Origin of the sequence: Williamsia herbipolensis, assembly GCF_000964005.1 — a bacterium.
Classification (GTDB): domain Bacteria; phylum Actinomycetota; class Actinomycetes; order Mycobacteriales; family Mycobacteriaceae; genus Williamsia_A; species Williamsia_A herbipolensis.
This window is the reverse complement of record NZ_JXYP01000039.1, coordinates 1-24,416: the sequence shown is the minus strand read 5'-3', so window position 1 is coordinate 24,416 and position 24,416 is coordinate 1. Positions and strand designations below refer to the sequence as shown.

The 24,416-nt window shown below is 68.8% G+C and carries 24 protein-coding genes and 1 tRNA gene; 15 read left to right on the top strand and 10 right to left on the bottom strand.

The genetic code is table 11. The features are described 5' to 3' along the window. Positions 1–25: 25 nt before the first annotated feature. The 4 genes from TU34_RS20600 to TU34_RS20585 all read right to left on the bottom strand — a co-directional run bounded on the left by TU34_RS20600 (position 26) and on the right by TU34_RS20585 (position 4,431). Positions 26–1,267 carry an ATP-grasp domain-containing protein gene (locus tag TU34_RS20600; RefSeq protein ID WP_045824794.1) on the bottom strand — a complete coding sequence of 414 codons (1,242 nt, stop codon included), beginning with the start codon at positions 1,265–1,267 and terminating at the stop codon, positions 26–28. A 128-nt stretch (positions 1,268–1,395) separates the two neighbouring features. After that, a complete protein-coding gene (locus TU34_RS20595; RefSeq protein ID WP_160298564.1) occupies positions 1,396–2,127 on the bottom strand; it encodes an NADPH-dependent F420 reductase in 732 nt (243 codons plus the stop codon). A gap of 65 nt (positions 2,128–2,192) precedes the next feature. Continuing rightward, positions 2,193–3,266 carry a hypothetical protein gene (locus TU34_RS20590; protein ID WP_045824792.1) on the bottom strand — a complete coding sequence of 358 codons (1,074 nt, stop codon included), beginning with the start codon at positions 3,264–3,266 and terminating at the stop codon, positions 2,193–2,195. A gap of 73 nt (positions 3,267–3,339) precedes the next feature. Continuing rightward, entirely contained in the window at positions 3,340–4,431 is a 1,092-nt protein-coding gene (locus TU34_RS20585) for an SLAC1 family transporter (RefSeq protein WP_065973669.1), read from the bottom strand. A 105-nt stretch (positions 4,432–4,536) separates the two neighbouring features. Here TU34_RS20585 and TU34_RS20580 point away from each other — a divergent pair, with 105 nt between their 5' ends. Continuing rightward, positions 4,537–5,460 carry a LysR family transcriptional regulator gene (locus tag TU34_RS20580; RefSeq protein WP_045824791.1) on the top strand — a complete coding sequence of 308 codons (924 nt, stop codon included), beginning with the start codon at positions 4,537–4,539 and terminating at the stop codon, positions 5,458–5,460. Here TU34_RS20580 and TU34_RS20575 read toward each other — a convergent pair. Then, a complete protein-coding gene (locus tag TU34_RS20575) occupies positions 5,446–6,177 on the bottom strand; it encodes a YqjF family protein (protein ID WP_082080487.1) in 732 nt (243 codons plus the stop codon). The genes TU34_RS20580 and TU34_RS20575 overlap by 15 nt on opposite strands. 187 nt (positions 6,178–6,364) lie before the next feature. On the opposite strand from TU34_RS20575, the gene TU34_RS20570 reads away from it, so the two are divergent. The 4 genes from TU34_RS20570 to TU34_RS20555 all read left to right on the top strand — a co-directional run bounded on the left by TU34_RS20570 (position 6,365) and on the right by TU34_RS20555 (position 11,128). Beyond that, positions 6,365–8,068: an NAD(P)/FAD-dependent oxidoreductase gene (locus TU34_RS20570; protein WP_238981413.1), complete on the top strand. Its 1,704-nt coding sequence runs from the start codon at positions 6,365–6,367 to the stop codon at positions 8,066–8,068. 58 nt (positions 8,069–8,126) lie between these two features. After that, the gene (locus TU34_RS20565; RefSeq protein ID WP_045824789.1) at positions 8,127–9,545 is read left to right on the top strand and encodes an ATP-binding protein; all 1,419 of its coding nucleotides are present in this window, start codon (positions 8,127–8,129) and stop codon (positions 9,543–9,545) included. A gap of 9 nt (positions 9,546–9,554) precedes the next feature. Further along, entirely contained in the window at positions 9,555–10,373 is an 819-nt protein-coding gene (locus tag TU34_RS20560) for a class I SAM-dependent methyltransferase (protein WP_082080486.1), read from the top strand. 71 nt (positions 10,374–10,444) lie between these two features. Further along, positions 10,445–11,128 (top strand): putative glycolipid-binding domain-containing protein, encoded by a 684-nt coding sequence (locus TU34_RS20555; RefSeq protein ID WP_420835204.1) that lies wholly within the window; start codon positions 10,445–10,447, stop codon positions 11,126–11,128. Here TU34_RS20555 and TU34_RS20550 read toward each other — a convergent pair. After that, positions 11,101–12,129, bottom strand: coding sequence for a prephenate dehydrogenase (locus tag TU34_RS20550; protein ID WP_045824788.1), 1,029 nt, complete (start codon positions 12,127–12,129; stop codon positions 11,101–11,103). The genes TU34_RS20555 and TU34_RS20550 overlap by 28 nt on opposite strands. Before the next feature lie 104 nt (positions 12,130–12,233). On the opposite strand from TU34_RS20550, the gene TU34_RS20545 reads away from it, so the two are divergent. The 5 genes from TU34_RS20545 (at position 12,234) to TU34_RS20525 (ending at position 15,208) form a co-directional block, all read left to right on the top strand. Beyond that, the gene (locus TU34_RS20545) at positions 12,234–12,743 is read left to right on the top strand and encodes a tRNA adenosine deaminase-associated protein (protein WP_045824805.1); all 510 of its coding nucleotides are present in this window, start codon (positions 12,234–12,236) and stop codon (positions 12,741–12,743) included. A 36-nt stretch (positions 12,744–12,779) separates the two neighbouring features. After that, complete coding sequence (locus TU34_RS20540) at positions 12,780–13,241, top strand: nucleoside deaminase (protein ID WP_045824787.1); 462 nt, start codon at positions 12,780–12,782, stop codon at positions 13,239–13,241. A 127-nt stretch (positions 13,242–13,368) separates the two neighbouring features. Next, positions 13,369–13,578, top strand: a complete 210-nt coding sequence (locus TU34_RS20535) for a CsbD family protein (protein WP_045824786.1) — start codon at positions 13,369–13,371, stop codon at positions 13,576–13,578. Positions 13,579–13,648: 70 nt separating this feature from the next. After that, a tRNA-Ser gene (locus tag TU34_RS20530) sits at positions 13,649–13,739 on the top strand. Between the two features lie 20 nt (positions 13,740–13,759). Further along, on the top strand, positions 13,760–15,208 hold the full coding sequence (locus tag TU34_RS20525; RefSeq protein ID WP_082080484.1) for a wax ester/triacylglycerol synthase domain-containing protein: 1,449 nt from the start codon (positions 13,760–13,762) through the stop codon (positions 15,206–15,208). Between the two features lie 51 nt (positions 15,209–15,259). Here TU34_RS20525 and TU34_RS22540 read toward each other — a convergent pair whose 3' ends face one another. Further along, positions 15,260–15,775, bottom strand: coding sequence for a hypothetical protein (locus TU34_RS22540; RefSeq protein ID WP_150116638.1), 516 nt, complete (start codon positions 15,773–15,775; stop codon positions 15,260–15,262). Between the two features lie 128 nt (positions 15,776–15,903). Between TU34_RS22540 and TU34_RS20515 the strand changes: the two genes are divergently transcribed. The 5 genes from TU34_RS20515 (at position 15,904) to TU34_RS23990 (ending at position 21,922) form a co-directional block, all read left to right on the top strand. Continuing rightward, positions 15,904–16,515: a TetR/AcrR family transcriptional regulator gene (locus TU34_RS20515; protein ID WP_160298563.1), complete on the top strand. Its 612-nt coding sequence runs from the start codon at positions 15,904–15,906 to the stop codon at positions 16,513–16,515. Between the two features lie 70 nt (positions 16,516–16,585). Next, positions 16,586–18,943, top strand: coding sequence for an MMPL family transporter (locus tag TU34_RS20510; RefSeq protein ID WP_045824783.1), 2,358 nt, complete (start codon positions 16,586–16,588; stop codon positions 18,941–18,943). 110 nt (positions 18,944–19,053) lie between these two features. Further along, the gene (locus tag TU34_RS20505) at positions 19,054–19,533 is read left to right on the top strand and encodes a cupin domain-containing protein (protein WP_082080483.1); all 480 of its coding nucleotides are present in this window, start codon (positions 19,054–19,056) and stop codon (positions 19,531–19,533) included. Positions 19,534–19,575: 42 nt separating this feature from the next. After that, a complete protein-coding gene (tgt, locus tag TU34_RS20500) occupies positions 19,576–20,859 on the top strand; it encodes a tRNA guanosine(34) transglycosylase Tgt (RefSeq protein ID WP_045824782.1) in 1,284 nt (427 codons plus the stop codon). Positions 20,860–20,965: 106 nt separating this feature from the next. Beyond that, a complete protein-coding gene (locus TU34_RS23990) occupies positions 20,966–21,922 on the top strand; it encodes a hypothetical protein (RefSeq protein WP_045824781.1) in 957 nt (318 codons plus the stop codon). A 72-nt stretch (positions 21,923–21,994) separates the two neighbouring features. Here the strand turns inward: TU34_RS23990 and TU34_RS20490 are convergent, their stop codons facing one another. The 3 genes from TU34_RS20490 to TU34_RS20480 all read right to left on the bottom strand — a co-directional run bounded on the left by TU34_RS20490 (position 21,995) and on the right by TU34_RS20480 (position 24,170). Beyond that, on the bottom strand, positions 21,995–22,699 hold the full coding sequence (locus TU34_RS20490; RefSeq protein ID WP_045824780.1) for an RDD family protein: 705 nt from the start codon (positions 22,697–22,699) through the stop codon (positions 21,995–21,997). Between the two features lie 131 nt (positions 22,700–22,830). Further along, on the bottom strand, positions 22,831–23,748 hold the full coding sequence (gene gluQRS, locus TU34_RS20485; protein WP_045824779.1) for a tRNA glutamyl-Q(34) synthetase GluQRS: 918 nt from the start codon (positions 23,746–23,748) through the stop codon (positions 22,831–22,833). Next, positions 23,745–24,170 (bottom strand): NUDIX domain-containing protein, encoded by a 426-nt coding sequence (locus TU34_RS20480; RefSeq protein ID WP_045824778.1) that lies wholly within the window; start codon positions 24,168–24,170, stop codon positions 23,745–23,747. Before TU34_RS20480 ends, gluQRS begins: the two co-directional genes overlap by 4 nt. Positions 24,171–24,416: the final 246 nt, after the last annotated feature.

The window sequence follows — 24,416 nt, the reverse complement described above, 5'->3', positions numbered from 1 at the left end:
CTGCGGTCGTTCCCGAGTTCCTGCCTCACACGTAGAAGTCCAGTTCTTCCTGTTGTTTGAGCAGGTCCCGCATCCGGTACGGGTCCTCACCGAAGAAGTACAGCAGACCCCAGTGCGTCCCGAACGCGGTGCGCTTGGTGACGGTCTCCTCCAGCGGCGGAGCGAGATCGTTCGTCTCGTAGTAGTCGTCCTCGGCGGTGACCTCGGGGATCTGCAGGTTGCTGACCACGCGACGTCGCGGATACACACCGAAACACCCGGCGACACCGCTCGCGTCGACGACCTCCTTCGGGAAGAACGCGTCGATCTCCTCCTCGGTCGTCTTCGGGTCGAACGCGAGAGCAAGCCCCTGGTAGGCGTTGAAGCCGTAGGCCCGCTCGAGCAGCTCGAACACCTTGAAGCCCGGCGGCCGGTAGGCGACCTCGCCGAAGTACATCTCGCCGTCGCTGGTCACGAAGTACTCCGGGTGCACGAAACCGAACTCGATGTCGAAGGTCTTGATGAGCTTCTCGATCTGCGCGGTGATCGCGGGCCGGTACTTCTCGAGCTCCGGGGTGGCCGGCACGAACACCGAGTACCCCAGCGTCACGTACTCGGAGATGTTGAGGAACTTGATCTTGCCGTTGTGGATCCACGCCTCGACCGCGAACTCCCAGCCGTCGAGGTGGGATTCCATCAGCACCGGGAACTCCTCGTCCGGGATGGAGTCGACCTCGTCAGGGGTACGGATCACGCGGTGCCCCAGGCAGCCTGCCTTGTCGAACGCCTTGAGGTGGATCGGGTCGTTCGGGTCGCCGTCGAGTTTGAGCAGCGTCTGGTTCACACGTCGGAGGAAGCGGATGACGTCCTCACGGTCGTGGGCCTCCTCGAAGATGCCGACCCGGATTCCGCCGAGCTGTGCGCGGCGCTTCATCAAGGCCTTGTCGCGCAACAACATCGCCTGACCGAACAGGCGGGGGTTGTTCAGCAGAACGGAATTGATGGCACCCGCCCACTCGACGGTCTCCTCGTAGAGCGGGATCGCGACGTCGACGCCCAAGTCGCGCAACGTCTCGGCGATCTCGAGTGAGCGGTCGTTGAGTCGCTCGAAGTTCCAGGGCAGGAACGGGATGTCGTGTGTGGTGCAGTACTCCTGCGCCCATTCGGGGGCGACGACGACGTATCGGCGATCGAATGCCTCGAGGGCTTCGACGGCGGCGAGACTCCATCCGAGGAGTGCCACGTACCCCTTCTCGGGGTCTTTCGGCAGCTTTGCGGGCTGCGACATAGAGATCCTTCCTTCGCGTTGAACGGTCGGAGATGATCGACGTCAACGGTACAGATGCGCTCCCACCGCCCCTCGGGCCCACCTCAAAGACGGTGGACCGCGCTCCAACCATGCTGTACGACAGTCGGTTACGTCGCCTTCCACTCGTCGGTGCGCTCGGGGCTCGCCTCGGCGAGTGCCTTGCGCGCGTCGTCGGGGCCGAAGTCCTTGCCGTAGACCGGCTGGCCGGGCTGCTGACGCCACGAATCGGCGATGCTGCCCGCGTCGACGGGGTCGAAACCGAGATCGTCCACGAGGTCGGACACGATCTTCTTCGCATCGGCGTCGTCACCGGCGATGGGCAGGGCGATGCGGCCCTCGGTGCCCGCGGGCACACCCTTCGAGCCCAGGTGCTTCCAGTAGATGCCGTTGAACACCTTCACCACCGGTTCGCCGATCTGCTCGGCCACCCAGGCGCTCTCGGTCTGGCCGTCCTCGATCGCGGCGATCAGCCCGTCGCGCTGCTGCGGGTAGTAGTTGTTCGTCTCGATGATCGGCGCACCCGGCTTGCGGGCGGAGAACAGGTCATCGGCCAGATCGGGCACGTTCTTCTGCGGGATCGACAGGATCACCAGGTCGGCGTCCTCGGCGGCGTCGCGTGCCCACACCGCGTGGGCACCGGTCTCCTCGGCCAGCTCGGTGAGGGCCTGCTGATCAGGGGCGTGGGGGTCGCGGGAGTTGGACACCGAGACCTGATGTCCCAGGTCACGCAGTCGGCGGGTGAGTGTTCCCCCGATGAATCCTGCGCCGATGATGCCGATCTTCATGTGTCTTCTCCTCGGTCTGCGGTGCCGGGCTCGCGCCGGGCTCGGAAGGTGCAGCCACCGCGCGGTCCGCGATATTCCGGACCGACCGTCCGATGATCGACGGCCACGGGGAGATGTGATCAGTCACCCAGACGGGTCAGCGTGGTGCGCCGGGACACCGATCCGGTACATCCGGTGAGGTAGGTGGTGGTGCCCGGTCCGCTCACCGAGGTGAAGGGACGAGGCGCGTTCGCCGGCGGGACGACACGTTCGGAGGCGCGGGCGACAGCGGTGGCACCGTTCGTACACGTGACCGGAACTCCCGTGGTGGTGCGCTCGAATCCGCGTGAGCGGTACGACAGGGCGGAGAGGTACTGACCGCCGGTCGAGTACAGGGCGATGATGCAGCGGCTGCCGTCGCGGAGACAGACCGGCGCGAGCCTGGCCTCACCGCTCGTCGGCGGGAAGCGGCGGGCGAGGCTCGCCGGACGCGCCGAGACCGTCGTCTGCGCCACCTCGTAGCGGCCCCGCAGGCCTGCGCCCGGGATGTCGGTGCGAGCCGCGACGACCGGCGTCCGCGGCAACGGAGCAGTCCCTGCGGGAAGGTCACCGACGCGGTGCAGACGGATCCGGGAACGGACGAGTTGCGCGCAGCTGCCGCCCTGGTAGGTGTCGACGATCCCGTCGAGATCGGTGATCTGCTGTGCCGACGACGAGGCCGTCGCGCGGAACTCGCTCTGCTGCATACCCACCCACGGCTCGGTCACCGCCGCCGACGTGCCCGCGGGCGTGCAGGTGCGGGTGACGGTCTCGGTGACGCGGGTCCACTCGTCGCCCTCGTGGACGAACACCATCCGCCGACGATTGAGGTTGCTCGCCGAGGGCGCGGTCGCGGCGGCGACGGTGACGCAGCCGTCGCCGGGACCGTCACACCGGGTCTGCACGATCCAGCGTCGCGTGGTCGGTTGGGCTTCGGGCTCGCCCGCGGCGGGACGCCGACCGTTGATCCGGTAGGTGGTGAGCAGCGTCTCGTAGACGCCGCTGAATCCGGCCGGGTTGCTCGGGGCGGTCGACGAGCTGCTCGCCGCGTCGGCATCGGGCGCAGAGGGCGCCGCGGCGTCGCCGCATCCGGCCAGGCCGATGACGCCGGCGCTGATGACGAGCAGGGTCAGTGCCCGTGCCGCGGTTCGGGGACGTCTCGCGGCGATCGGCACGTGGCGACTCTATGGGCCGGTACGGATCCGGCGCGCGGGAACCCGTGCATATGCGGTCGGTCGAACGACGACGTCAGGCCGCTGCGGGCAGATCACCGCGCATCACGGCGGCCGCGGTCCGGGTCGCGACCACCGCCCACGCCACGACCAGGGCGGCAAAAACGGTGACCGCGATGCCGTCGACAGCGACGGAGCCGGTGGCCTTCCCGAGCGCACTCGCACCGGTGACGCAGGTGCCGATCGGGAAGGTGAAGCTCCACCACGTCATCGAGAAGGGGAGTCCGCGCAGCGCCGCGCGTGCGGTGACCGTGATCGCGACGGCGATGGTGGCGGCGGCCAGACCGGCGAAGACGACTCCGACGCCGATCCCGAGGGAGTGCAGGGCGATGCTGCCGCTCGCCGCACCGAGGGCGACCGAGGCGGTGATCGACTGGCCCATCATGCCGAGCGGGATCCACACGGTCGGCGCTGCGGCGCCCACGGGCGCCCCGGTACGCAGCATCCGACGGAACACGACCGCGGCGGTGGCGCCGCCGGCGACCAGCGCGGTGGCGAACATGACGGCGGCGGTCACGAGGATCAGGTCGGCGACGGCGTCGTTCGCGACGTGTGTGGCGAGGAGCGCGCCGGTCGAGGCCGAGACCGTCGGCGCGACCACCGACATCATCCGTGTCGGCGCAGCCGGACCTCCCCGGTCGGGGCGTCGCAGCGAGCCGACACCGACGACGATCAGCGTCACGACACCCACTGCGGTCCCCGCCGCCCACAGCACGGCGTCGGTGAGGACAGCGGTGGTCGTTCCGACGATCGGTGCGGCGTACAGCAGCGTTCCCGCGCCGACGGTCATCGCCGCCATCGCCGGCGCCCCGTAGAAGTGCGCCATGGTCGCGTGACGGGCGCAGGCGCGTGCGGCGTCGCGATGGCGGTGCCAGTGCAGCGCGAACGCAACCGTGACGGCGACGAACACCACGACCGACGCCGCCCACAGCGCGGTGCCGAGCAGCCGGAGACCGTGACCACCGACGGGGAGCTGCGCGGCCGCCACCGCGACGATGCCCGTACCCATCACGGTCGTGAACCAGTTCGGGGTGATGTGTGCGAGCCGCGCCGTGGTCGGCGCGCTCGCGGTCGGGCAAGCGGTGCGCGTGGTCAGCGATGCGGTCATGTCCTCACGATCGCCGAGCACGGAGTTCGCGGGTAGACGGCACGATCTTGTAGGGATACAAACACAGGTTGTAACCCCCAGGGCGTGGTTGTAGCGTCGGCGCTCATGGTGGTGCCCGCGCACGTCCCCGAGTTGGCGACGCTCGACGTCCTCGTCACCGTCGCCCACGCCGGCAGCATGAACGCCGCGGCCCGTGAACTCGGGATGAGTCAGCAGGCGGTGAGCGCCCGTGTGCACGCGGCCGAACGCGAGACCGGGATGGCCGTGTTCCGTCGCTCGGCCACCGGCGTGGAGCCGACCACCGAGGGTGTCGTGATCCTCGAATGGGCCGCGGCCATCCTCGATCAGGCGCAACGGTTCTCGGCCGGCGTCGACAGCCTCGTGGGGCAACGCTCGGCGACTCTCACCGTCGCGGCGTCGATGACGATCGCCGAATACCTCATGCCCGAATGGGTGGTGGCACTGCGTGATGCGCATCCCGAGGTGAAGGTGCGTGTGTGGCCGATGAACAGCACGGAGGTGCGCGCCCGGGTGGTCGCCGGGGAGTGCGCGGTGGGTTTCGTGGAGGACGGCGGTGTGCAGGGCGGCGTGACGGCACGTGTCGTCGACCACGACCAGCTGCTCCTCGTGGTGCCATCGGATCACGCCTGGGCGCGTAGTGGCCACGTCACACCGGCGATCGTGGCGCGAACGGCGTTGGTGCAGCGCGAATCCGGCTCGGGGACCAGGGTGGTGTTCACCGATGCGATGACCGCCGCCGGACACCCTCCGGCAGAACCGATGCTCGAACTCAACTCGGTCTCGGCGGTACGGGCGGCCATGCTCAGCGCGGGGTCGCCGGCAGTCCTGTCGTCGCTGTCGGTGCGCGACGACCTCCGACGCGGCACGCTCGTCGCCGTCGCGATCGACGGTGTGACGATGCCGCGACAGCTTCGCGCGATCTGGGACCGCGATCGTGGGTTACGCGGTCCTGCACGCGATCTCGTCGATCACGCCCTCCGGCACGGGGCGACGTCAGATCACGCGTGACGGTCGCCCGAACCGGGTGCGGACACCGGGCGAGTACAGCGCGCGCAGAGGTGCGCCGGCGGGCACGACCCCCGACGCGTCGAGCAGGTCGTCGTCGAGCTCGACGACCTCCGCGCCACGCAACGGCCATGCGTCGTGCTCGTTCGGTACCCACCAGGTGTGTCCGGCGACGCGTGTGTGTGCACCCCACCGCGCGGTGAGCCACGTCTCGAGGTCGGTCGGCGTCACCTCGTCCCCGACCTCGATGGTGAGTCGGCTGCGCAGACCACGCCGCGGCCACCGACGGGTGCTGTCGTAGGTGATGCGGCCACCGTCGCGGGTCATCCTCATCTTCGCCCAGGTGTAGGGGATGCCGAGCCCGACACGGGTGGCGGGGACCACCGCGAGCCGTTCGGTCTCGAGCGATCGGAACAGGACGCCGTGCCGGCCGGCGTCGTCGACCGAGTACAGCCGGATGTTGGTCTCCAGGAACGACCCCAGATACGGGACGGGTGGTGTCGACGGGCCCAGCGCGATGGAGTTCATCACGAACGGCACCAGGGCCACCCAGGTCACGCCGTCGAACACGTCGGGGCGAGTGCCCTCGGGGAACAGGTGCGCCACGTTCTCCGGTGCCACCGGCCAGTGCACGAACGTGAGATCGTCCCACCGCTGATCGAGGAACACCGGTCGCCGGAGGTCGGGCGCGGTCACCGGGTAGCCCTCGAGCGTGCTCATCAATCCATCGTGGCACGCCCCGGCCGACGCCCGATGTGCGTTCGGCCACCCTGCGACCACCGTGTTCGCCCTGCGCGAAGACCGGTCCGTGGCGTCCCATCACGCCCCGGATCGGCGCACAATGAGCGTCGTCGCGTCGCACGCGGTGTCGAGTGTGCGGCGGCCATCGACCCTCGAGAGGTCACCAGTGTCTGTTCCCGTGCCGAACGCCGCGCCCGCCAGGGCCGCCGATGCCAGCCAGGCGAAGCCGTCCATCCTGACCGTGGACGACGACCCGTCGGTGTCGCGTGCCGTCGCGCGGGATCTCCGTCGCCGCTACGGCGAGCGTTACCGCATCATTCGCGCCGAGTCGCCGGAGTCGGCGCTGGAGGCGTTGCGGGAGATGACGTTGCGCGGCGAGGCGGTCGCACTGATCCTCGCCGACTACCGGATGCCGATGATGAGCGGCATCGAGTTCCTCGAACAGGCGATGGACCTGTTCCCCATGGCGCGGCGGGTACTGCTGACCGCCTACGCCGACACCGGCGCGGCGATCGACGCGATCAACCTCGTCGATCTCGACCACTATCTGCTCAAGCCGTGGGATCCGCCGGAGGAGAAGCTCTACCCGGTCGTCGATGCGCTCCTCGAGGCCTGGTCCACGACCGAGAACCGCCCCGCCACCGACACCCGCGTGATCGGACACCGATGGGATCCGCGGTCGTCGGAGGTGCGGGAGTTCCTGGCGCGCAACCAGTTGTCCTACCGGTGGTTCATGGCCGACGAGCCCGAGGGGGCCCGGTTGCTCAGTGCGGCCGGACTCGACGACACCGCGCTGCCGACGATGATCTGCGCCGACGGGACCGCGCTGGTCACCCCGACCGACTCCGAACTCGCCACCCACCTGGGCCTGCAGACCGCTCCGTCGGGCGAGTTCTACGACCTGGTGGTCGTCGGCGGCGGACCCGCCGGGCTCGGTGCCGCGCTGTACGGCGCGTCCGAGGGCCTGCGGACGGTTCTCGTCGAGCGCACCGCCACCGGTGGCCAGGCCGGCCAGAGCTCACGCATCGAGAACTACCTCGGCTTCCCCGACGGGGTCTCGGGGGCGCAGCTCGCCGACCGGGCACGTCGGCAGGCGACCCGATTCGGGGCCGAGCTCATCACCACCCGCGACGTGGTGGCCCTGGAGACCAACGGATCCGCGCGCACCGTCCGCTTCGACGACGGCACGAGCGTCGACGCCCACACCGTGATCCTCGCGACCGGCGTCTCCTACCGGCAGCACGACGCCGACGGACTCGAGGCACTCACCGGCCGCGGCGTCTACTACGGGTCGGCGGTGACCGAGGCGGCACGCTGCGCCGATCAGGACGTCTACATCGTGGGCGGCGCCAACTCGGCCGGGCAAGGCGCGCTGTTCCTCGCGCGCAGCGCACGTTCGGTGACCATCGTGGTGCGCGCGCCGTCGTTGGCGGCGTCGATGTCGCACTACCTCGTCGCGCAGATCGAGAAGACCCCCAACGTCCACGTACGCACCTGCACCGAGGTCGTCGGGGTCGACGGCACCGACCACCTCGAGTCGATCCGGTTGCGCGACAACACCACCGGCGATGTCGAATCCGTCGACGCCGGGTTCCTGTTCCTGTTCATCGGGGCCGCCCCGCGCACCGACTGGCTCGACGGTCTGCTCGCGCGTGATCAGCACGGGTTCATCCTCTCCGGTCCCGACCTCCTCGACAGCGGGGTCGGACGGTGGCCGCTCGACCGCATGCCCCACCACCTCGAGACGAGCGTGCCCGGGGTCTATGCCGCCGGCGACGTGCGATCGCAGTCGGCCAAGCGCGTCGCCTCGGCGGTGGGCGAGGGGGCGATGGCCGTCATGCTCGTGCACCGCTACATCGCCAACCCCTGACCCGCGCCGGCCCTGTCCCCCCCCGAACCCGACACCCTCTCGAAGAAATCAGACGACCATGACACCCACCACGTGCAGTCCCGACGAACTGCGGACGCTCTTCCTGTTCGAGAAACTCGATCAGTCACAGCTCGAGACCCTGTGCGAGAACGGTCATGTCGAGCTCCTCGAGCCGGGTCCTGTGTACGCCGAGGGGGACGACGCCACGTGCTTCTACGTGCTCATCTCCGGTGAGATGGTGATGAGCAAGCTGTCCGGGGGTGAGGACATCGAGATCAGTCGCACCTCGCAGCCGGGCGTGTATTCCGGTGCGTGGCAGGCGTATCTGGGTGAGCGGGCGGCGCAGACCTACCCGGCCTCGGCGCGGGTACTCGTGCCGTCGCGATTCTTCGTCCTCGACGCCGACGTGTTCGGCCGGCTGGTCCGCGAGTGGTTCCCGATGGCCGTCCACCTGCTGGAGGGGCTCTTCTTCGGCAACCAGAACTCGCGACAGATCATGGATCAGCGGGAGCGGCTCCTCGCGCTCGGCTCGCTGTCGGCGGGTCTGACCCACGAGCTCAACAACCCCGCCGCGGCCGCCGTCCGTGCGACGGCGAGCCTGCGGGACCGGGTGTCGCACATGCGCCGCAAGCTCGGCATGATCGCCTCGGGCACCTACGACCACGAGACGATGGCCAGTCTCATCCGGTTGCAGGACGAGGCGGCCGAACTCGTCGCCAAGGCGCCGACGCTCTCGCCGATGGAGGCCGCCGACCGCGAGGACGAGCTCGCCGACTGGTTCGACGCCCGCGGCGTGGCCGGTGGCTGGGATCTCGCGCCGACCTTCGTCGCCGCCGGGATGGACGTCGCCTGGCTGGACAAGGTCCGTGCGGGGGTCGACGACGACGGCCTCCTCGAGAGCGCGATCCGGTGGCTGAACTACACCATCGAGACCGAGCTGCTGATGAACGAGATCGCCGACTCCACCACCCGGGTGTCGACCCTGGTCGACGCGGCGAAGCAGTACTCGCAGATGGACCGCGCGCCCTACCAGCGAGCCGACCTGCGCGAGTTGCTCGACAGCACCCTGGTGATGCTGGGGCGCAAGATCGGTGACCTCACGGTCGTCAAGGAGTACGACCCCACGCTCCCGGCGATCCCGATGTACGCCGCCGAGCTCAACCAGGTGTGGACCAACCTCATCGACAACGCGGTGGCCGCCATGGACGGCACGGGCACCCTCACCGTCCGTACGCGACGCGAGGGCGACACCGCGCTCGTCCAGATCGGCGACACCGGGCCCGGCATCGACGCCGACATCCGCGACCGCATCTTCGAACCGTTCTTCACCACCAAGCCGGTGGGGCAGGGCACCGGACTCGGTCTCGACATCTCCTGGCGGATCGTGGTGAAGAAGCACAAGGGCAGCCTGCGGGTGGAATCGGAGCCCGGTGCCACCACGTTCGAGGTGCGCATACCGATCGAACCGCGCGACTAGGGTGGGTCCATGGCGGCCGACGGTGGTACCGGTGACGGGGCAACACAGCAGATGTGGGCGCGGGGACGGTACGAGGCGGTCGGCGAACGGATAGCCGGTGTCGCCGCCGAACTCGTCGCGACGGTCGACGATCTCCGTCCGCTGCAGGGCCGCGACGTCATCGACCTCGCGTGTGGCACCGGTTCGGTCGCGCTGGCCGCCGCACGTGTCGGGGCCCGCGTCACCGGCGTGGACATCACCGCCGATCTCCTCGGCCTGGCTGCGGCGAAAGCCGATGTCGCGCAATCGGAACCGATCACCTGGGTGCGTGCCGACGCCTCGGCGACGGGGCTGCCCGACGACTCCGCCGACGTGATCCTGTCGAGCATGGGCATCATCTTCGTGGAGCCCGCGGCGCTGGTCGCCGAGATCGCCCGCCTGCTCCGCGCCGACGGCACGCTCGGCTTCACCTCGTGGGTACGTGCCACGCACAACCCCTTCTACGACCCCATCGTGTCGGTGCTCGGTCGGCCGCGCCCCGCGGGAGCCGACCACTCGCCCGACGACTGGGGCGTGCCCGACACCATCCACGCCCGGCTCGCGGGCGACTTCGACACCGTCGAGATCGACCATCGCGTCCACACGTGGCGCTTCGGCACCCTCGAGACCGCGTTGCACTTCATCTCCGAGGAGTCGCCGATGCACGTCGATGTGCTGCACCGGGTCAGCGAGATGCAGCACGACCGGTTGATGTCGGCGTTCGAGGTGGCTCTCGCGCCCCACACCGACGCCGACGGCGTCGTCGCCTTCGACTCGCCCTACGTGGTGGTCACCGCCCGTCGCCGCTGAGTGCGCGGCCGGGCGCGATGGGTTCGGCCGACGGTTGTTCGTGAGCGGCCTCGGTCGCCTACCGTAGAGGCGTGAGTTCTCCACAGGTTTCCCCGACATCGGGATCCGCGCCTGCAGCCCCGGGTGCGACCGACCGCGATGTGCCCGTGCACGACGCCCAGCGTGACGTGACCGAGGTGTCGTCGTCCGCCGACGACTTCAAGAAGGTCTTCACCTGGCGCGGCGTCGACGCGACCCGGCTCGAGCAGGTCCGCGTACAGGTGACCGGTCTGCGCGTGAAGGCCTTCGGACAGGTCATCGGCGCGGCGACCGACACCCACGAGGCGTTCTCGGCGACCTACGACCTGCTCACCAATGACGCGGGTGTCACCCGACGGCTGTCGGTGCACCTGGCCAGGGCGGGTGGCGAGACGCAGATCTCGATCACCCGCGACGGCGAGAACAACTGGTTGGTGCAGACCCCTCAGGGCACCGAGCGCAGCGACTTCGGTGGAGCGCAGGACGTCGATCTGGTGCTGAGCCCGTTCTTCAACGCCCTGCCGATCCGCCGTCTCGACCTGCACCGGAACCCGACGCAGATCCAGGTCCCGGTCGTCTACCTCTACCTCCCCGAGGGCTCGGTCGCCCCGGCGACGGTGAGCTACGACTCGTCCGCCGATGCGATCGCCGTGCAGTCACCGGTCGGTTCGTCGTCCATCTCCACCGACGACACCGGTTTCGTCCGGGACTACGAGGGACTCGCCGAGCGGATCTGAGTCCGCGACTCGGTGGTCCAGACACGGCCGAGGTGCGCCTGACGGCGTAGTTCCGCCGCCCATCCCGATTCGCCGACCGTCACGCCCGTGATCGGCTGCGCCGGTGTCGAGGTCATCGCCTCCCACCGGGTGCGGACGCGGTGGCCGTCGTCGACGACGAGTTCAACCGAGCCGGTGTCGCGCAGGTCGTCGCGTGCACGGGCCAGGCGGTCGAGCGCCTCGTCCATCGCGCCCACCAGCGCTGTCGTGTTGGCCTCGAGCATCGCCCGCTGCAACGGCACCGCGGTGCCCGCGACCCGCGTGCCGTCGCGGAAGCTGCCCGCAGCCAGGCGCAGGGCGAGCTGTCCGTCGCCCCCGGCGACCGCCGCGGTGATCGCGGCGGTCACGTGCGGCAGATGCGAGATCGCCGCGACGACACGGTCGTGTTCATCGGTCTCCACCGGGACCACGACCGCTCCCACCGACAGGGCGAGGTCGGCGACGTCGGTCCAGATGCCCGGGTCGACGCCGTCGTCGGCCGCGACCACCCAGCTCGCCCCGGCGAACAGTCCGGGGTCGGTGGCCGCCCAGCCCGACTGCGACGTACCGGCCATCGGGTGCCCGCCGACCCATCGCGCCGACAGCCCGGCTCGCGACACCGACTGCGCCACGGCCTGTTTGACGCTGATGACGTCGGTGATCGCACACTCCGGGGCCCATCGTGCGATGGCGTCGAGAACCGGGTCGACCGCGGTCACCGGCACCGCGACCACGATCAGTGCGTCGGTCGCGGCGGCGCGGCGCAGCGTGCGTTCGAGGTCGTCGTCGGCGTCGTAACCCGCCGCGGTGGCCTCGGTGACCGTCGTCGTGGATCGGTTGTGGCCGAAGGCGGTGCGCCCCGAGTCGGCCACCGCGCGCAGCAGCGAGCCGCCGATGAGGCCGAGGCCCAGCACGCACAGAGGAGCGGTGGCCCCCGACGTGTCCGGGGATGCGGTGGTGCGCGATGGGGTGTCGGCCGACATGCCCTCAGCGTGGCACATCGTGTCGCACCTGCGGAAAGAGTCCTGCAGGTGCCGCCAGGGCCATCGCTTGGGATAACTCCGACGGTGCGACTACGGTGTCGCACATGGCTGCTGCGAGTTCGGACGATCTGGATGGTTTCGCCGTCGCAGTGGTTCGCGAAGAGGGCAAGTGGACCGTCTCCGCGATGGACAACGCAGCGCTGAGCAGCCTCGATGACGCCGAGAAATCGCTGAAGCAGATGCGCAGCGCCGGAGCGGTCTTCGGTCTGCTCGATGTGGACGACGAGTTCTTCGTGGTGATCCGGCCGGCCCCGTCGGGTTCGCGGTTGCTGGTCTCCGACGCGACCGCCGCCATCGACTACGACATCGCCGCCGACGTCCTCGACGCCATCAACATCGACGTCCCCGACATCGACTCCGACGACCTCGACGACGTCGAGCCGTGGGAGGAGGGCGACCTCGGGGTGCTCGCCGACCTCGGTCTGCCCGACTCGGTGATGAGCGTGATCGTCGGGGACACCGACCTCTACGCCGACGAGCAGATCGGGATGATCGCCGCACGTCTCGGCTTCGCCGACGAACTCGGCCGCGTCCTCGACAAGCTCGGTCACTGACCCGACGCGGATCCCACGCGCTGAGGCCGACCACCCATGACACCGAACGATGCGGACCTGATGGCCGCGGCGCTCGAGGCCGCGACAACGTCTGGTGTGGACGATGTCCCGGTGGGGGCCGTCGTGTTCGACGCCGATCTGCGCGAGATCGCCCGCAGTGGCAACGCCCGTGAACGCGACGGTGACCCGACCGCCCACGCGGAGATCCGCGCGCTGCGGGCCGCGGCGGCCGTCCACGGGGACGGTTGGCGACTCGAGGGCTGCACCCTGGTCGTCACCCTCGAACCCTGCGTGATGTGTGCCGGTGCGATCACCTCGGCGCGGATCGGCCGACTCGTGTTCGGTGCGTGGGAACCGAAGACCGGCGCGGTGGGCTCGCTCTGGGATCTCGTCCGCGATCGACGCCTCACCCACCGACCGCAGGTCCGGGCGGGTGTCCGCGAAGCCGAGTGCGCCGCGCTGCTCCACGAGTTCTTCCGAGCGCACCGATCCGGGTGATCGCATCATGGCTGCTGCGCCGGCGGCGTGGCACGGTGGAGGGGGGTCGCGCGTCGACCCCGAGGGTTGTGGCGGTAGGAGAACCGCCGAAGCAGAGGCCCCCGCACGCTCGACGAAGGGATGAACCATGGGCATCACCGACGACGCCAAGAACAAGGCAGAAGAACTCAAGGGACGCGGCAAGGAAGCCGCCGGCAGCGTGACCGGCGACGACGAGCTGAAGGCCGAGGGCAAGGGCGACCAGGCCTCCGCCGACACCAAGCAGAAGATCGCCGACGCCGCCGATGCGGTCAAGGGCAAGATCGACGACGTCAAGGACAAGCTCACCGGCAAGTGACCCCGCCGGCACTGCACGGCTCTGAGCAGCGGATTTAGGCTCACCGGGATCCTGCGGTAGTGTCTTCGGCGGTGGCGTGTCCGAGCGGCCGAAGGTGCAGCACTCGAAATGCTGTGTGCGGTAACCCCGTACCGGGGGTTCAAATCCCCCCGCCACCGCCACCAGATCCCCCGTTCGCGCGATGCGCGGGCGGGGGATTTGTCGCAAGGGGCCGCCGTATGGTGGTTCGATGGCAGTTGTTGTAGATCCTAAAGATTCACTTTTCTGGTTTGGAACCTCTGATGCGATGCCCACGGATCAGTACTTCCTGCTCGCCTTCGCGACCGCAGGGCCTGCCGCCGCTCCCGCGTGGGAGAACCTGGTCGAGGCCATCGCCGATCGGTCCGCCGCGATCCCTGCGCTGAACAAGCGGCTCGCCGAGAGTCCGGCCGGCATCGACTATCCGCGGTGGGTGCACCACGCCGCCGACATGGGCGAGTGTGTGCACCGGCTCGTCGACGACGGTTCGACGTACTCGACACCGGAGGCGACCCGTCAGTGGTCGACATGTGTCGACCGGATCGAGGAACTCCTCGGGTCGACCCTGGACGCGACCCGCACCCCGTGGCAGCTCCACATCGCCCCCGACGTCGTCGGCGTGCCGGACGTCGACGGTCGCGCCACGATCGTGTTCGTGCGGTTCAGCCACGTGTTGACCGACGGACTCGGCGGCGCCGCGTTGTTGCGCGCCCTCTTCGGTCGTACGCCGCACCCCGCGGACGCCGAGATCGCCGCCGCCTCCGAGCCCCACGAACCCGGCGCGGTGGGGTGGCGACTCCGTGACGTCGGTCGGGCGTTCGGGCGTCTCGTGCGTCTGCCGTCGGCACTGGTGGCAACCGCCGTCGCGGGACGCCGTTCGGCGCGGTCGTCGCACAGCGCGGATCCACCGACCGCGCCCCTGCGCCGCGCATCGATCAACACCTGCGGTGCCGGGGTTCGCGATGTGACGGTTCTGCCGATCCCGCGCCGCATCTCGGCGTCGCAGCGGTTCACGGTCACCCAGCTCGCGTTGTGCGCGGCGTCGCTCGCCACCGAACGCCTGCTGATCCGCCGCGGCGAGGCGCCGGATTCCCTCGCCGCCGCTGTGCCGGTCGCGGTGCGCGAGGGGGCGCAATGGTTGGGGGACAATCGATTTGCCACCGCGGTGGTCGGACTCGGGGTCGCATCGTCCACTGCGCTCGATCGTGTCGAGGCGATTCGGTCGTCGCTCGGCGCCGAACGCCGACGCCTGGTCAGCCCTGACACCATCACGATGCTGCGGCTCGTCGAATCGGTTCCGTGGCCGATTCTCTCGAGGTATCTGCGTCGCGGACGCGCACGGGGGGTGCGGACCGAGTTCGTGCCCGCGCACATGTCGGTGACGAGTGTGAACTGCGGCGACGCCGCCATGGAGTTGTCGGGTGCTCCGGCGGTCATGGTGGCCGGGTTCCCGTGTCTGTCGCCCGACATCGGTATCGGGCTCGGCATCTACGGACTGGGGACCACGGTGACCCTCGGGGTGCTCACGTCACCCGACGCGGTGCCCGATGCCGACGAGTACGTGGATCTGCTGCGGTCGGCGCTCGACGAACTGTCGATGACCGTCGCCTGACGAGGCGTCGACTCGCGCGGAACCTCCCGGATCTGACGCCCGGAACTGACGTCACTGGGGGATGAAGCCGAACGAGGACTCTCCGCGAGTGCAGCGTGCGAGGACCCCGGTGGTCTGCGACGGGCCGCAGGACCAGCCGTCGACGACGCGGTTGCGCCCGGTGGAGATCGTCGGGCCGTAGGTGCGGGCGACCGGCATCACGGTGCCGCAGTCGACCGAACCGCCCGGGAAGATCACGACCCGCAATGCGCCCTCGGGACCGTTGGCGGTGTCGCACCGGGTGCCGGCGATGGACGGCGCCGCCTTCGACGGCGGGACAGAGGTGGCTGCCGGCAGTCGGGGGCCGGGGACCGCCGTCGCGCTCGGATCGGTCGTGGTGGGCGCGTTCGGGTCGACCGCTGCTCCCGAGGCGTCTGATCCCCCGGTGGCCGACCCCGAGGCGTCGGGCGCCGCGGTGGTCGAGGAGCTCTGCGCGGTGGTGTCGCCGGAGTCGCCACACGCGGCGAGACCCAGGGCGGCGGTCGCGGCGGCGATCATGACGACCGCCCGGACTCGGTGCATCAGCATGGTCGCCACCGTATCGAACGGCGTCGGTGCGACCCCGGTCACTTCTCGGCGGCACAGTGACCGATCACGCAAAAGTGCGTGCGTCGGAAAAATTGCAGGTTTGCGCAAGTTCGTCCATGATCAATGGCATGACCTCGGGACTTCGGGAGACGAAGAAGGCGGCGACGCGGCAGGCGCTCGCCGTCGCCGTGCTGCGTCTGTCCGAGGCGGAGGGTTTCGACAGCGTCTCGGTGGAGGCGGTCGCCGCCGAGGTCGGCGTCTCGCCGCGCACCTTCCACAACTACTTCGCGGGCAAGGAAGACGCGCTGCGCTTCTACCTGAGCGAGGTCATCGATCGGATCTTCACCGCACTGGAGGCGCGTCCCGGAGACGAGGGGTTCTGGGACTCGGCCGCTGCGGCGTTCATCGAGGTGATCTGCGACCGCGACGGCGACGCCTGGGCGCTCGCGCACCTGATGACGCTCATGGACACCGAACCGTCCATCGCGATGAAGAAGAGCCGTGACGGCGGGATCGACCCGATCGTCGCGCGGTTCGAGGCGCTGTGCGAGCAGCGGTCCATCGGTCCCGGTGGATTGACGTACGCGCGACTCGTCCTGGGGTGCGCCGCGGTCGGTATCCGCGTCGCCCTCGAGGACCACCTCGACGGTGAGGTTGCGCCGGAGGCGCTGCGCGCGACGCTGCAGCGCACCTTCGAACAGATCCGCACCGGGATGGCCGCGCCGCTACCCGACCCCTGACCACCGCGACCTCGTATGCGCGAAACCGACTCACCACCAACGACATCCGTCGTCGAACAGGAAAGAATCCATGGCCACATACTTGTACCGCATCGGCAAGTGGGCGTTCACGAACAAATTCAAGGTCATCGGCATCTGGATGCTGATCCTGGTCGGCATGGGCGTGGCGGGATCGACTCTCGCCGGCCCGTCGAGTTCGAGCTTCTCCATCCCCGGCATCCCGTCGGAGAAGGCTCAGGACAGCCTGGTCTCGAGCTTCCCCGAGAAGCCGAAGTTCTCACAGGACATCAGCATCAAGTACGTGCTGAAGGCGCCGGAGGGAAAGACCCTGCTGGACTACCAGCCCGCCATCGACACGATGGTCACCTCGATGAAGCAGTTCGATGGTGTCAAGGCGCCCGACTCCATCGTCAACCCCTTCAGCCCCGAGGCGTTCGGGACGCCGAGCGATCCGGGCAAAGTCGTCCAGACCTCCGTCGACTTCCAGAAGGACACCTTCGGCAAGTCCGACGCCCAGGCACGAGCCGACGCCGCCGCATCGTCGCCGATCAACGCGAACGCGACCGTGGCGCAGCTCGGCGCCTCCTACACCGCGACCCAGGCGACCGACGTCTCCGCCAAGGCGCATGACCAGCAGACCGCCGTCGCCGACGCGGCCCGCAACGCCGGTCTGACCGTCGAGATGAGCGGCACCGCGCTGCCGCAGCCGGCCATCGGTGTCACCTCCGAGCTCATCGGTGTCGGCGTGGCCGTCGTCGTCCTCATCATCACGTTCGGGTCGTTCGTCGCCTGGGGCATGCCGATCCTGACCGCTCTGGTCGGACTCGTCATCGGCCTCATGGGCGTCAGCGCCGCGTCGGGATTCTTCAGCCTCAGCGAGGAGACCCCTATTCTCGCGACGATGATCGGCCTCGCGGTCGGCATCGACTACGCGCTGTTCATCGTCTCCCGTTATCGACACGAGCTCCTGGAGTCGAAGACCCGAGCCGAGGCCGCGGGACGCGCGGTCGGCACGGCGGGATCGGCGGTCGTGTTCGCCGGCCTGACGGTGATCATCGCCCTGTCGGCGCTGTCGATCGTCAACATCCCGTTCCTCACCGCCATGGGCCTCGCGGCCGCGGTCACGGTGCTCGTCGCCGTCCTCGTCGCGCTCACCCTGTTGCCCGCGGTGCTCGGACTGTTCGGGGGCAAGGCGTTCGCCGGCTCCATCGGGTTCCTCAACGCACCCGACACCCCGAAGTCGGCGGGCTCGACCACGCCGCGCGTGTCGAACGGTTCGCGGTTCGTCAACCAGATCGTGAAGCACCCGGCCGTGGCCCTCGTTCTGGGTGTCGTGGTCCTCGGTGTGATCGCCGCGCCGATGGTCGGTCTGAAGCTGGCGCTGCCCAACGACGGCACCTCCGATCCGTCAACGTCGCCCCGCAAGGCCTACGACCTCGTGGCCGAGGGCTTCGGACCCGGCCAGAACGGTCCGCTGGTCGTGGTGGCGAACGCCTCGGGGGTCTCGGATCCGAACGCCCGCAACGCCGCGTTCAACAGTGTCGTCACGAAGATCAAGCAGCTCCCCGACGTGAAGACCGCCCTGGTGAGCCCCGGCGATGTGAACAAGGCCGGCGATGCCGCGGTGATCACGGTGCTGCCCAACAGCGGCCCGAGCTCGAGCGACACCCAGCAGTTGGTGAATGACCTGCGGTCGGCGGAGTCGGGTATCACCCGCGCCGACGGCGTCACCTACGGGGTGACCGGTCAGACCGCCATCGAAAGTGATGTGTCCGACCGACTCTCGCAGTCGCTCATCCCGTATCTCGCGGTGGTCGTCGGTCTCGCGTTCATCCTGCTGATGCTGGTGTTCCGCTCGATCCTGGTCCCGCTCACCGCGGCGCTCGGGTTCCTGCTCAGCATCATCGCCACCTTCGGCGCCACGGTCGCCATCTTCCAGAACGGCGACCTGGGACTCATCGGCAACCCGCAGCCGATCGTGAGCTTCCTGCCGATCTTCCTCATCGGCATCGTGTTCGGCCTCGCGATGGACTATCAGGTGTTCCTGGTGACCCGGATGCGCGAGGAGTACGTCCACGGTGCCTCGGCGAGAGACGCGATCAAGAAGGGCTTCGGGCACAGCGCCCGTGTGGTCGCGGCGGCGGCGACGATCATGATCTCGGTGTTCGCGGCCTTCATGCTGCAGGACAACTCGCTGATCAAGTCGATGGGCTTCGCCCTCGCCGCAGCGGTCTTCTTCGACGCCTTCATCATCCGCATGATCGTCATCCCGGCCGCGCTCGCGCTGCTCGGTGACAAGGCGTGGTGGCTGCCGAAGTGGCTCGACCGAATCCTGCCGAATGTCGATGTCGAAGGCGAGAAGCTGGGCGAGTACCTCGCCGAGACGACACCGGACGGCGGCCGGCACCGCGAGAAGGTCGGCGTCTGACGCCAGACGTGGACATGCCCTCGCGGTGAGCTCGGGGGACGGCGACGATGGCGGCGAGAAATCGCGGCGATCGTCGCCGTTGTCGTCGCCGCGGCGTCTAGTCTGGCCCGATGACAGTGACCCGCATCACATCGGTGTCCCGCCGGCTCGGCATCGCGGCGGCCGCCGCCCTGGTCGCACTCGCCGTTCCCGTCACCACCGCGCACGCCACACCCAGTTGGGGCATCAGTGCAGTCGAACTGGCCCGGGCCGACATCCCCGCCGGCCTGCTGCCGTTCATCACCGGGCCGGGGAAGGCGACGGTCCGCGAGATCACGATCGCGCCGGGCGGCACCACGGGATGGCACTTCCACGACGGTCGATTGATCGGGATCGTCAAACAGGGCACGCTCACCCACCCGGGAGCCGACTGCAAGCCGGTCGTCTACCGCCAGGGCCAGCTGATCGTCGAACCCGAGGGCGAGAAGAACACCCACGTGGGGCGCAACCTGACGTCGTCGCCGGTGGTGCTCGACGTGCTGTACCTGCTGCCCGCGGGCAAGCCCTTCTTCGAGGACGCCCCCGCGCCCCCGTGTGACGCCCCGCGGTAGGAGGAGGTACGGGGCTGCGTCGGTCTGGGATGATCGGGAGTCGTGACCGACCCCGACACCCCCGACACCGCCGACCGCAGCGCCACCACGCCCGACCACAGCTTCGCGTTCGGCACGGAGCTCGCGGGGACCCTGGGTCGCACCGGGGTCATCCGCACCCCGCACGGTGACATCCGCACGCCGGCGTTCATCCCCGTCGGCACCAAGGCGACGGTGAAGACCGTGGTGCCCGAGGCCGTGGCCGATCTCGGTGCGCAGGCGGTGCTGGCCAACGCCTATCACCTCTATCTACAGCCGGGCCCCGAGATCGTGGACGCCGCAGGCGGATTGGGTCGGTTCATGAACTGGCCCGGTCCCACCTACACCGACAGTGGCGGGTTCCAGGTGATGTCGCTGGGCGTGGGGTTCAAGAAGGTCATCTCGATGGAGGTGCGGGAGACCGAGAACGACGACGTCATCGCGCCGGGCAAGGAGCGACTCGCCCGCGTCGACGACGACGGCGTCACCTTCAAATCCCATCTCGACGGCACCACCCACCGGTTCAGTCCCGAGGTGTCGATGCAGATCCAGCACCAGCTGGGTGCCGACATCATCTTCGCCTTCGACGAGCTGACCACGTTGATGAACACCCGCGCGTACCAGGTGGACTCACTCGAACGCACCCGCCTGTGGGCCATCCGATGCCTCGATGAACACAACCGCCTGACCCGCGAACGGCACGACCGGCCGCTGCAGTCGCTGTGGGGCGTGGTGCAGGGCGCGCAGTACGAGGACCTGCGCCGCGCGGCCGCGCGCGGACTGATGGAGGCGAGCCGACGAGACCAGGATTCCGGCGGCCGCGGTTTCGGCGGATACGGCATCGGAGGAGCGCTCGAGAAGGAGAATCTGGGACAGATCGTCGGGTGGGTCAACGACGAACTGCCCAGAGACACGGCCAAACACCTCTTGGGGATCAGCGAACCCGACGACATCTTCACCGCCATCGAGAACGGCATCGACACCTTCGACTGTGTGTCGCCGTCGCGGGTGGCGCGCAACGGGGCGATCTACTCGTTCGACGGTCGCTACAACATCACCAACAGCCGCTTCCGCGCCGACTTCTCGCCGATGGAACCCGAACTGGAGAACTATTCGACGCAGTACAGCCGCGCCTACATCCACCACCTGTTCAAGGCCAAGGAGGGACTGGCCTCGACGCTGTGCACCATCCACAACGAGCACTTCATCGTGACGCTGGTGGACCGGGCGCGCCAGGCCATCGAGGACGGCAACTACATCGAGTACCGCGACGCGTTCCTGGCGCGCTACTACGCCGGGAGCAGTTAGGTCGATCGGCCGAACACGGCGTGCGCACACCCATCTCAGGGGGTCGGTGGCTCTAGTCTTTTGTACAGAACGAGCCTGACGCCCATCGCATCGAGACAGGAATTCCATGACGTACCCGCCCTCTGACGACCCGTTGCGCAAGCAGCCCGATCCGTCCGGTGACCAGCCCCCGGGTGGATACCCGCCCCCGGGCTCGTACCCTCCACCGCCGCAGGGGTCGTACCCCCCGCCCGGCGCATACCCACCGCCACAACAGGGTTCGTATCCACCTCCGCCGCCCGGGGCATACCCTCCGCCGCCTCCCGGGGCGTACCCGCCGCCCGGTGGTCTCGGCGGTGCACCCGGCTACGGCGGGCCTCCCGGGTTCACCCCGCCGCCCACCCAGTACTCGGTCGGTGACGCCATCAGCGTCGGATGGGAGCGTTTCAAGGACAATCCGGGAACGTGGATCGGGTTCTTCGTCCTGAACTTCGCGGTCATCGCGGTCGCATTCGTGATCTATTTCTTCGCCATCGTGGGCGCGGCGTTCGCGTCGGATTCGGTCGACTCGACGAGCACCGGTTTCTCGGTCGGGTTCATCGCGCTCAGCGCGGTGTTCTTCGTGGTGCTCGTCGCCATCTTCTTCGTGTTCCAGGCCGCGGCGATCCAGGGTGCACTGCAGGAGGTCGCCGGTCAACGGGCGCAGTTCGGCTCGATGTTCCGGTTCCGCAAGCTCGGCGATGTCATCGTCGCGTCGCTCATCGTCGGGCTCATCGTTGGCGTCGGTCTGGCGCTGTTCTATCTGCCGGGCATCATCGCCGGGTTCCTGCTCGCGAACACCCTCTACTTCGTGGTCGACGACGGTCTGTCGCCGGTGGAGGCCATCAAGGCCAGTTTCCGGCTCGCCACGGGTCGTTTCGGCGATGTGTTCGTGCTGTTCCTGCTGACCGGGATCATCGGTGGCATCGGAGCGGTCATCTGCTACGTCGGCGTCGTGGTGACCGCACCGATCGCCGCGATCGCGCAGGCCTATGGCTTCCGGATGTTCACCGGCAAGCCCGTTGCGCCGGTCAAACTCCGTTAGGCCCAGCACCTTTCACAACGCGCAGCGCCCCGCAGACGAGATCGTCTGCGGGGCGCTGTGTTCGGTGTCAGGTCAGACGCGCACGACGCGGGTGCCGCCCGCGAACTTGTCGTGCAGTCCCTGCTTGTTCGGGTCGTTGCTGATGGTCACGCCGATGGCGATGACCAGACCCAGGGTCACCAGGCCGACGAGCGCGGGCAGGATGAAGAGGAAGTTCAGCAGCGCGGTCAGCACCGAGAGCAGCATCCAGATGTTGCGTTTGAACGCGACCTCCTGGGTCGGGATGTTGCCGTCGGGTCCGACGGTGCGCAGCTTCAGCAACTGCTTGCCGAGGGTCGCGCCCTTCCGGGACTCGAAGTACGTGAAGTAGAGGATCGCCGCGAAGCTCAGGATCACCGACACGATGTAGTACGCGAGATTGCCCGCGACCACGCCGACGATCCCCTCGACGATGGCGACCGGGATGGCGACGATGATCCCGTCGATGATGCGCGCACCCAGGCGCACACCGGCGCCGGCAGGCTGGCCCGAGTTCGAGTAGATGCCCCGCTCGCCGTACTGCTGCTGGCCCACCGGCGGCGGGGGCGGGTACTGCCCGGGCGGCGGGTAGGAACCCTCGGCGCCACCCTTCGACAGGTCGGGAGCCGGGTACTGGGGCTGACCGTATTGGGGCTGGCCGTACTGAGGTTGTCCGTACTGGGGTTGCCCGGGTTGGGGCGACCCGTACTGAGGATCCTGACCCTCCGGATTCTGGCCCGGGTACTGGGGTCCGGTCATGTGACGTCCTCTCGTTTCGACGCGTGCCGGGGTGTGGTCCGCGTGGCCGCCAGTCTAAATCAGAACCAATCGGACACCGAGGAAATCAGCGACGACGAGGAGGTTCGCGATCGCACGTCGGTGATCGTCGATCACCAGAGGTCGTCGGGATCGAGAATCCACGGGCCGTTCGGGAGGCGCGCAGGATCGAATCGACGGAGAACGTCGTTCGCGGTGAGGTTTTCGCCGACGGTGCCGAGATTCAGCGACGACGCCAGCAGCGACAGGAGACGTGTGTCGTCGACGCCGACCATGGCGAGGTCGGCGCGCGTGACGGCGCCGTCGCGCTTGGCCAGGCGGGACCCGGAGGTGTTGAGCACGAGGGGCACGTGCGCGTACTGCGGGATGGGCACCCCGATCAGCGTGGCCAGGTACGCCTGTCGCGGGGCCGAGGTCAGCAGGTCGTCGGCGCGGACCACCTGGTCGACGCCTTCGGCGCCGTCGTCGATCACGACGGCGAGGTTGTAGGCGGCGGTGCCGTCGCCGCGGCGGAGCACGAAGTCGTCCACGGCGCCGGTGAACTCGCCGCACAGGGTGTCGGTGATCGTGAAAGAGCTTGTATCGCTTCTCAATCGGATGGCGGGGTCGCGGCCGGCGGCGCGTCGGGCGGCGCGGTAGGCCTCGCCGAGGTCGCGGCAGGTGCCGGGGTAGGAACCCGGCGGGGCGTGGGGTGCGGTGGTGGCGGCGTGGATCTCGCGGCGGCTGCAGAAGCACTCGAACGTGCGGCCCGCCGCGGTGAGGTCGTCGATCACGGCGTCGTAGACGTGGGTGCGTCGTGATTGCACGGTCGGATCGTCGTCCCACTCGATGCCGAGTGCGCACAGGTCGCCGAGTTGTGCGTCGGCGACGCCGTCGCGCGAGCGGTCGTCGAGGTCCTCGATGCGCAGGACGAAGCGTCGCTCGGTGCTGCGGGCGAACAACCATGCGAGCAGCGCCGTACGGAGGTTCCCGATGTGCAGGTCGCCCGAGGGTGACGGCGCGTATCGGCCTGCTCCGGGTGTCTGGATCATCGGTTCGTTCGTTCGACGATGTGGGCGAGCTCGGCGGGCACGAGTCGGGCGGTGGTGTCGGTGGGGTGCCACCAGAACGCGATCTCGTGAGGGGCGTCGAGGATCGGGAAGCGATCGCGGTCGACGGGGGAGTCGTGGAGCTCGGTGTCGAACGCGAACACGATCTCGTGGCCGATCTCGCCGTCGGCGGTGAAGAGGTTCTCGAACACCTCGAGGAGTGTCGCGGACGCAACGGTGACACCGAGTTCTTCGGTGACCTCGCGGTCGAGCGCGGTGCGCGCGGACTCTCCGAACTCGATGCCGCCGCCGACCGGGCGGACGCGCGGGTCGTCGGTCCCGATGCCGTGGCCGGTGACGAGGAGGGCGCCGTCGGAGGGCCGCCGGATCAATGCCAGCACGATCGGCCGGATCGAGTTCGCCATGCCATCGAGCCTAACCCGGATTGTTCACGAGAGTTGAGGTCGTTCGGCGTGTGAAATGACGGAAGTGCCTGTCCAGCAGGGATAATGGTGATTGCTGAAGTCAACATTTTTCCGAACTGGAAGGCACTCCGTAGGTGAAGAGTACATCGTGGTCATCGGGCTTGTCGGTCACATCTGGTGGGCGTGGCGTGATTGGGCATGCGGGAACCGTGCTGATCCGATCGATCGCTGATCGAATGGGCCTGA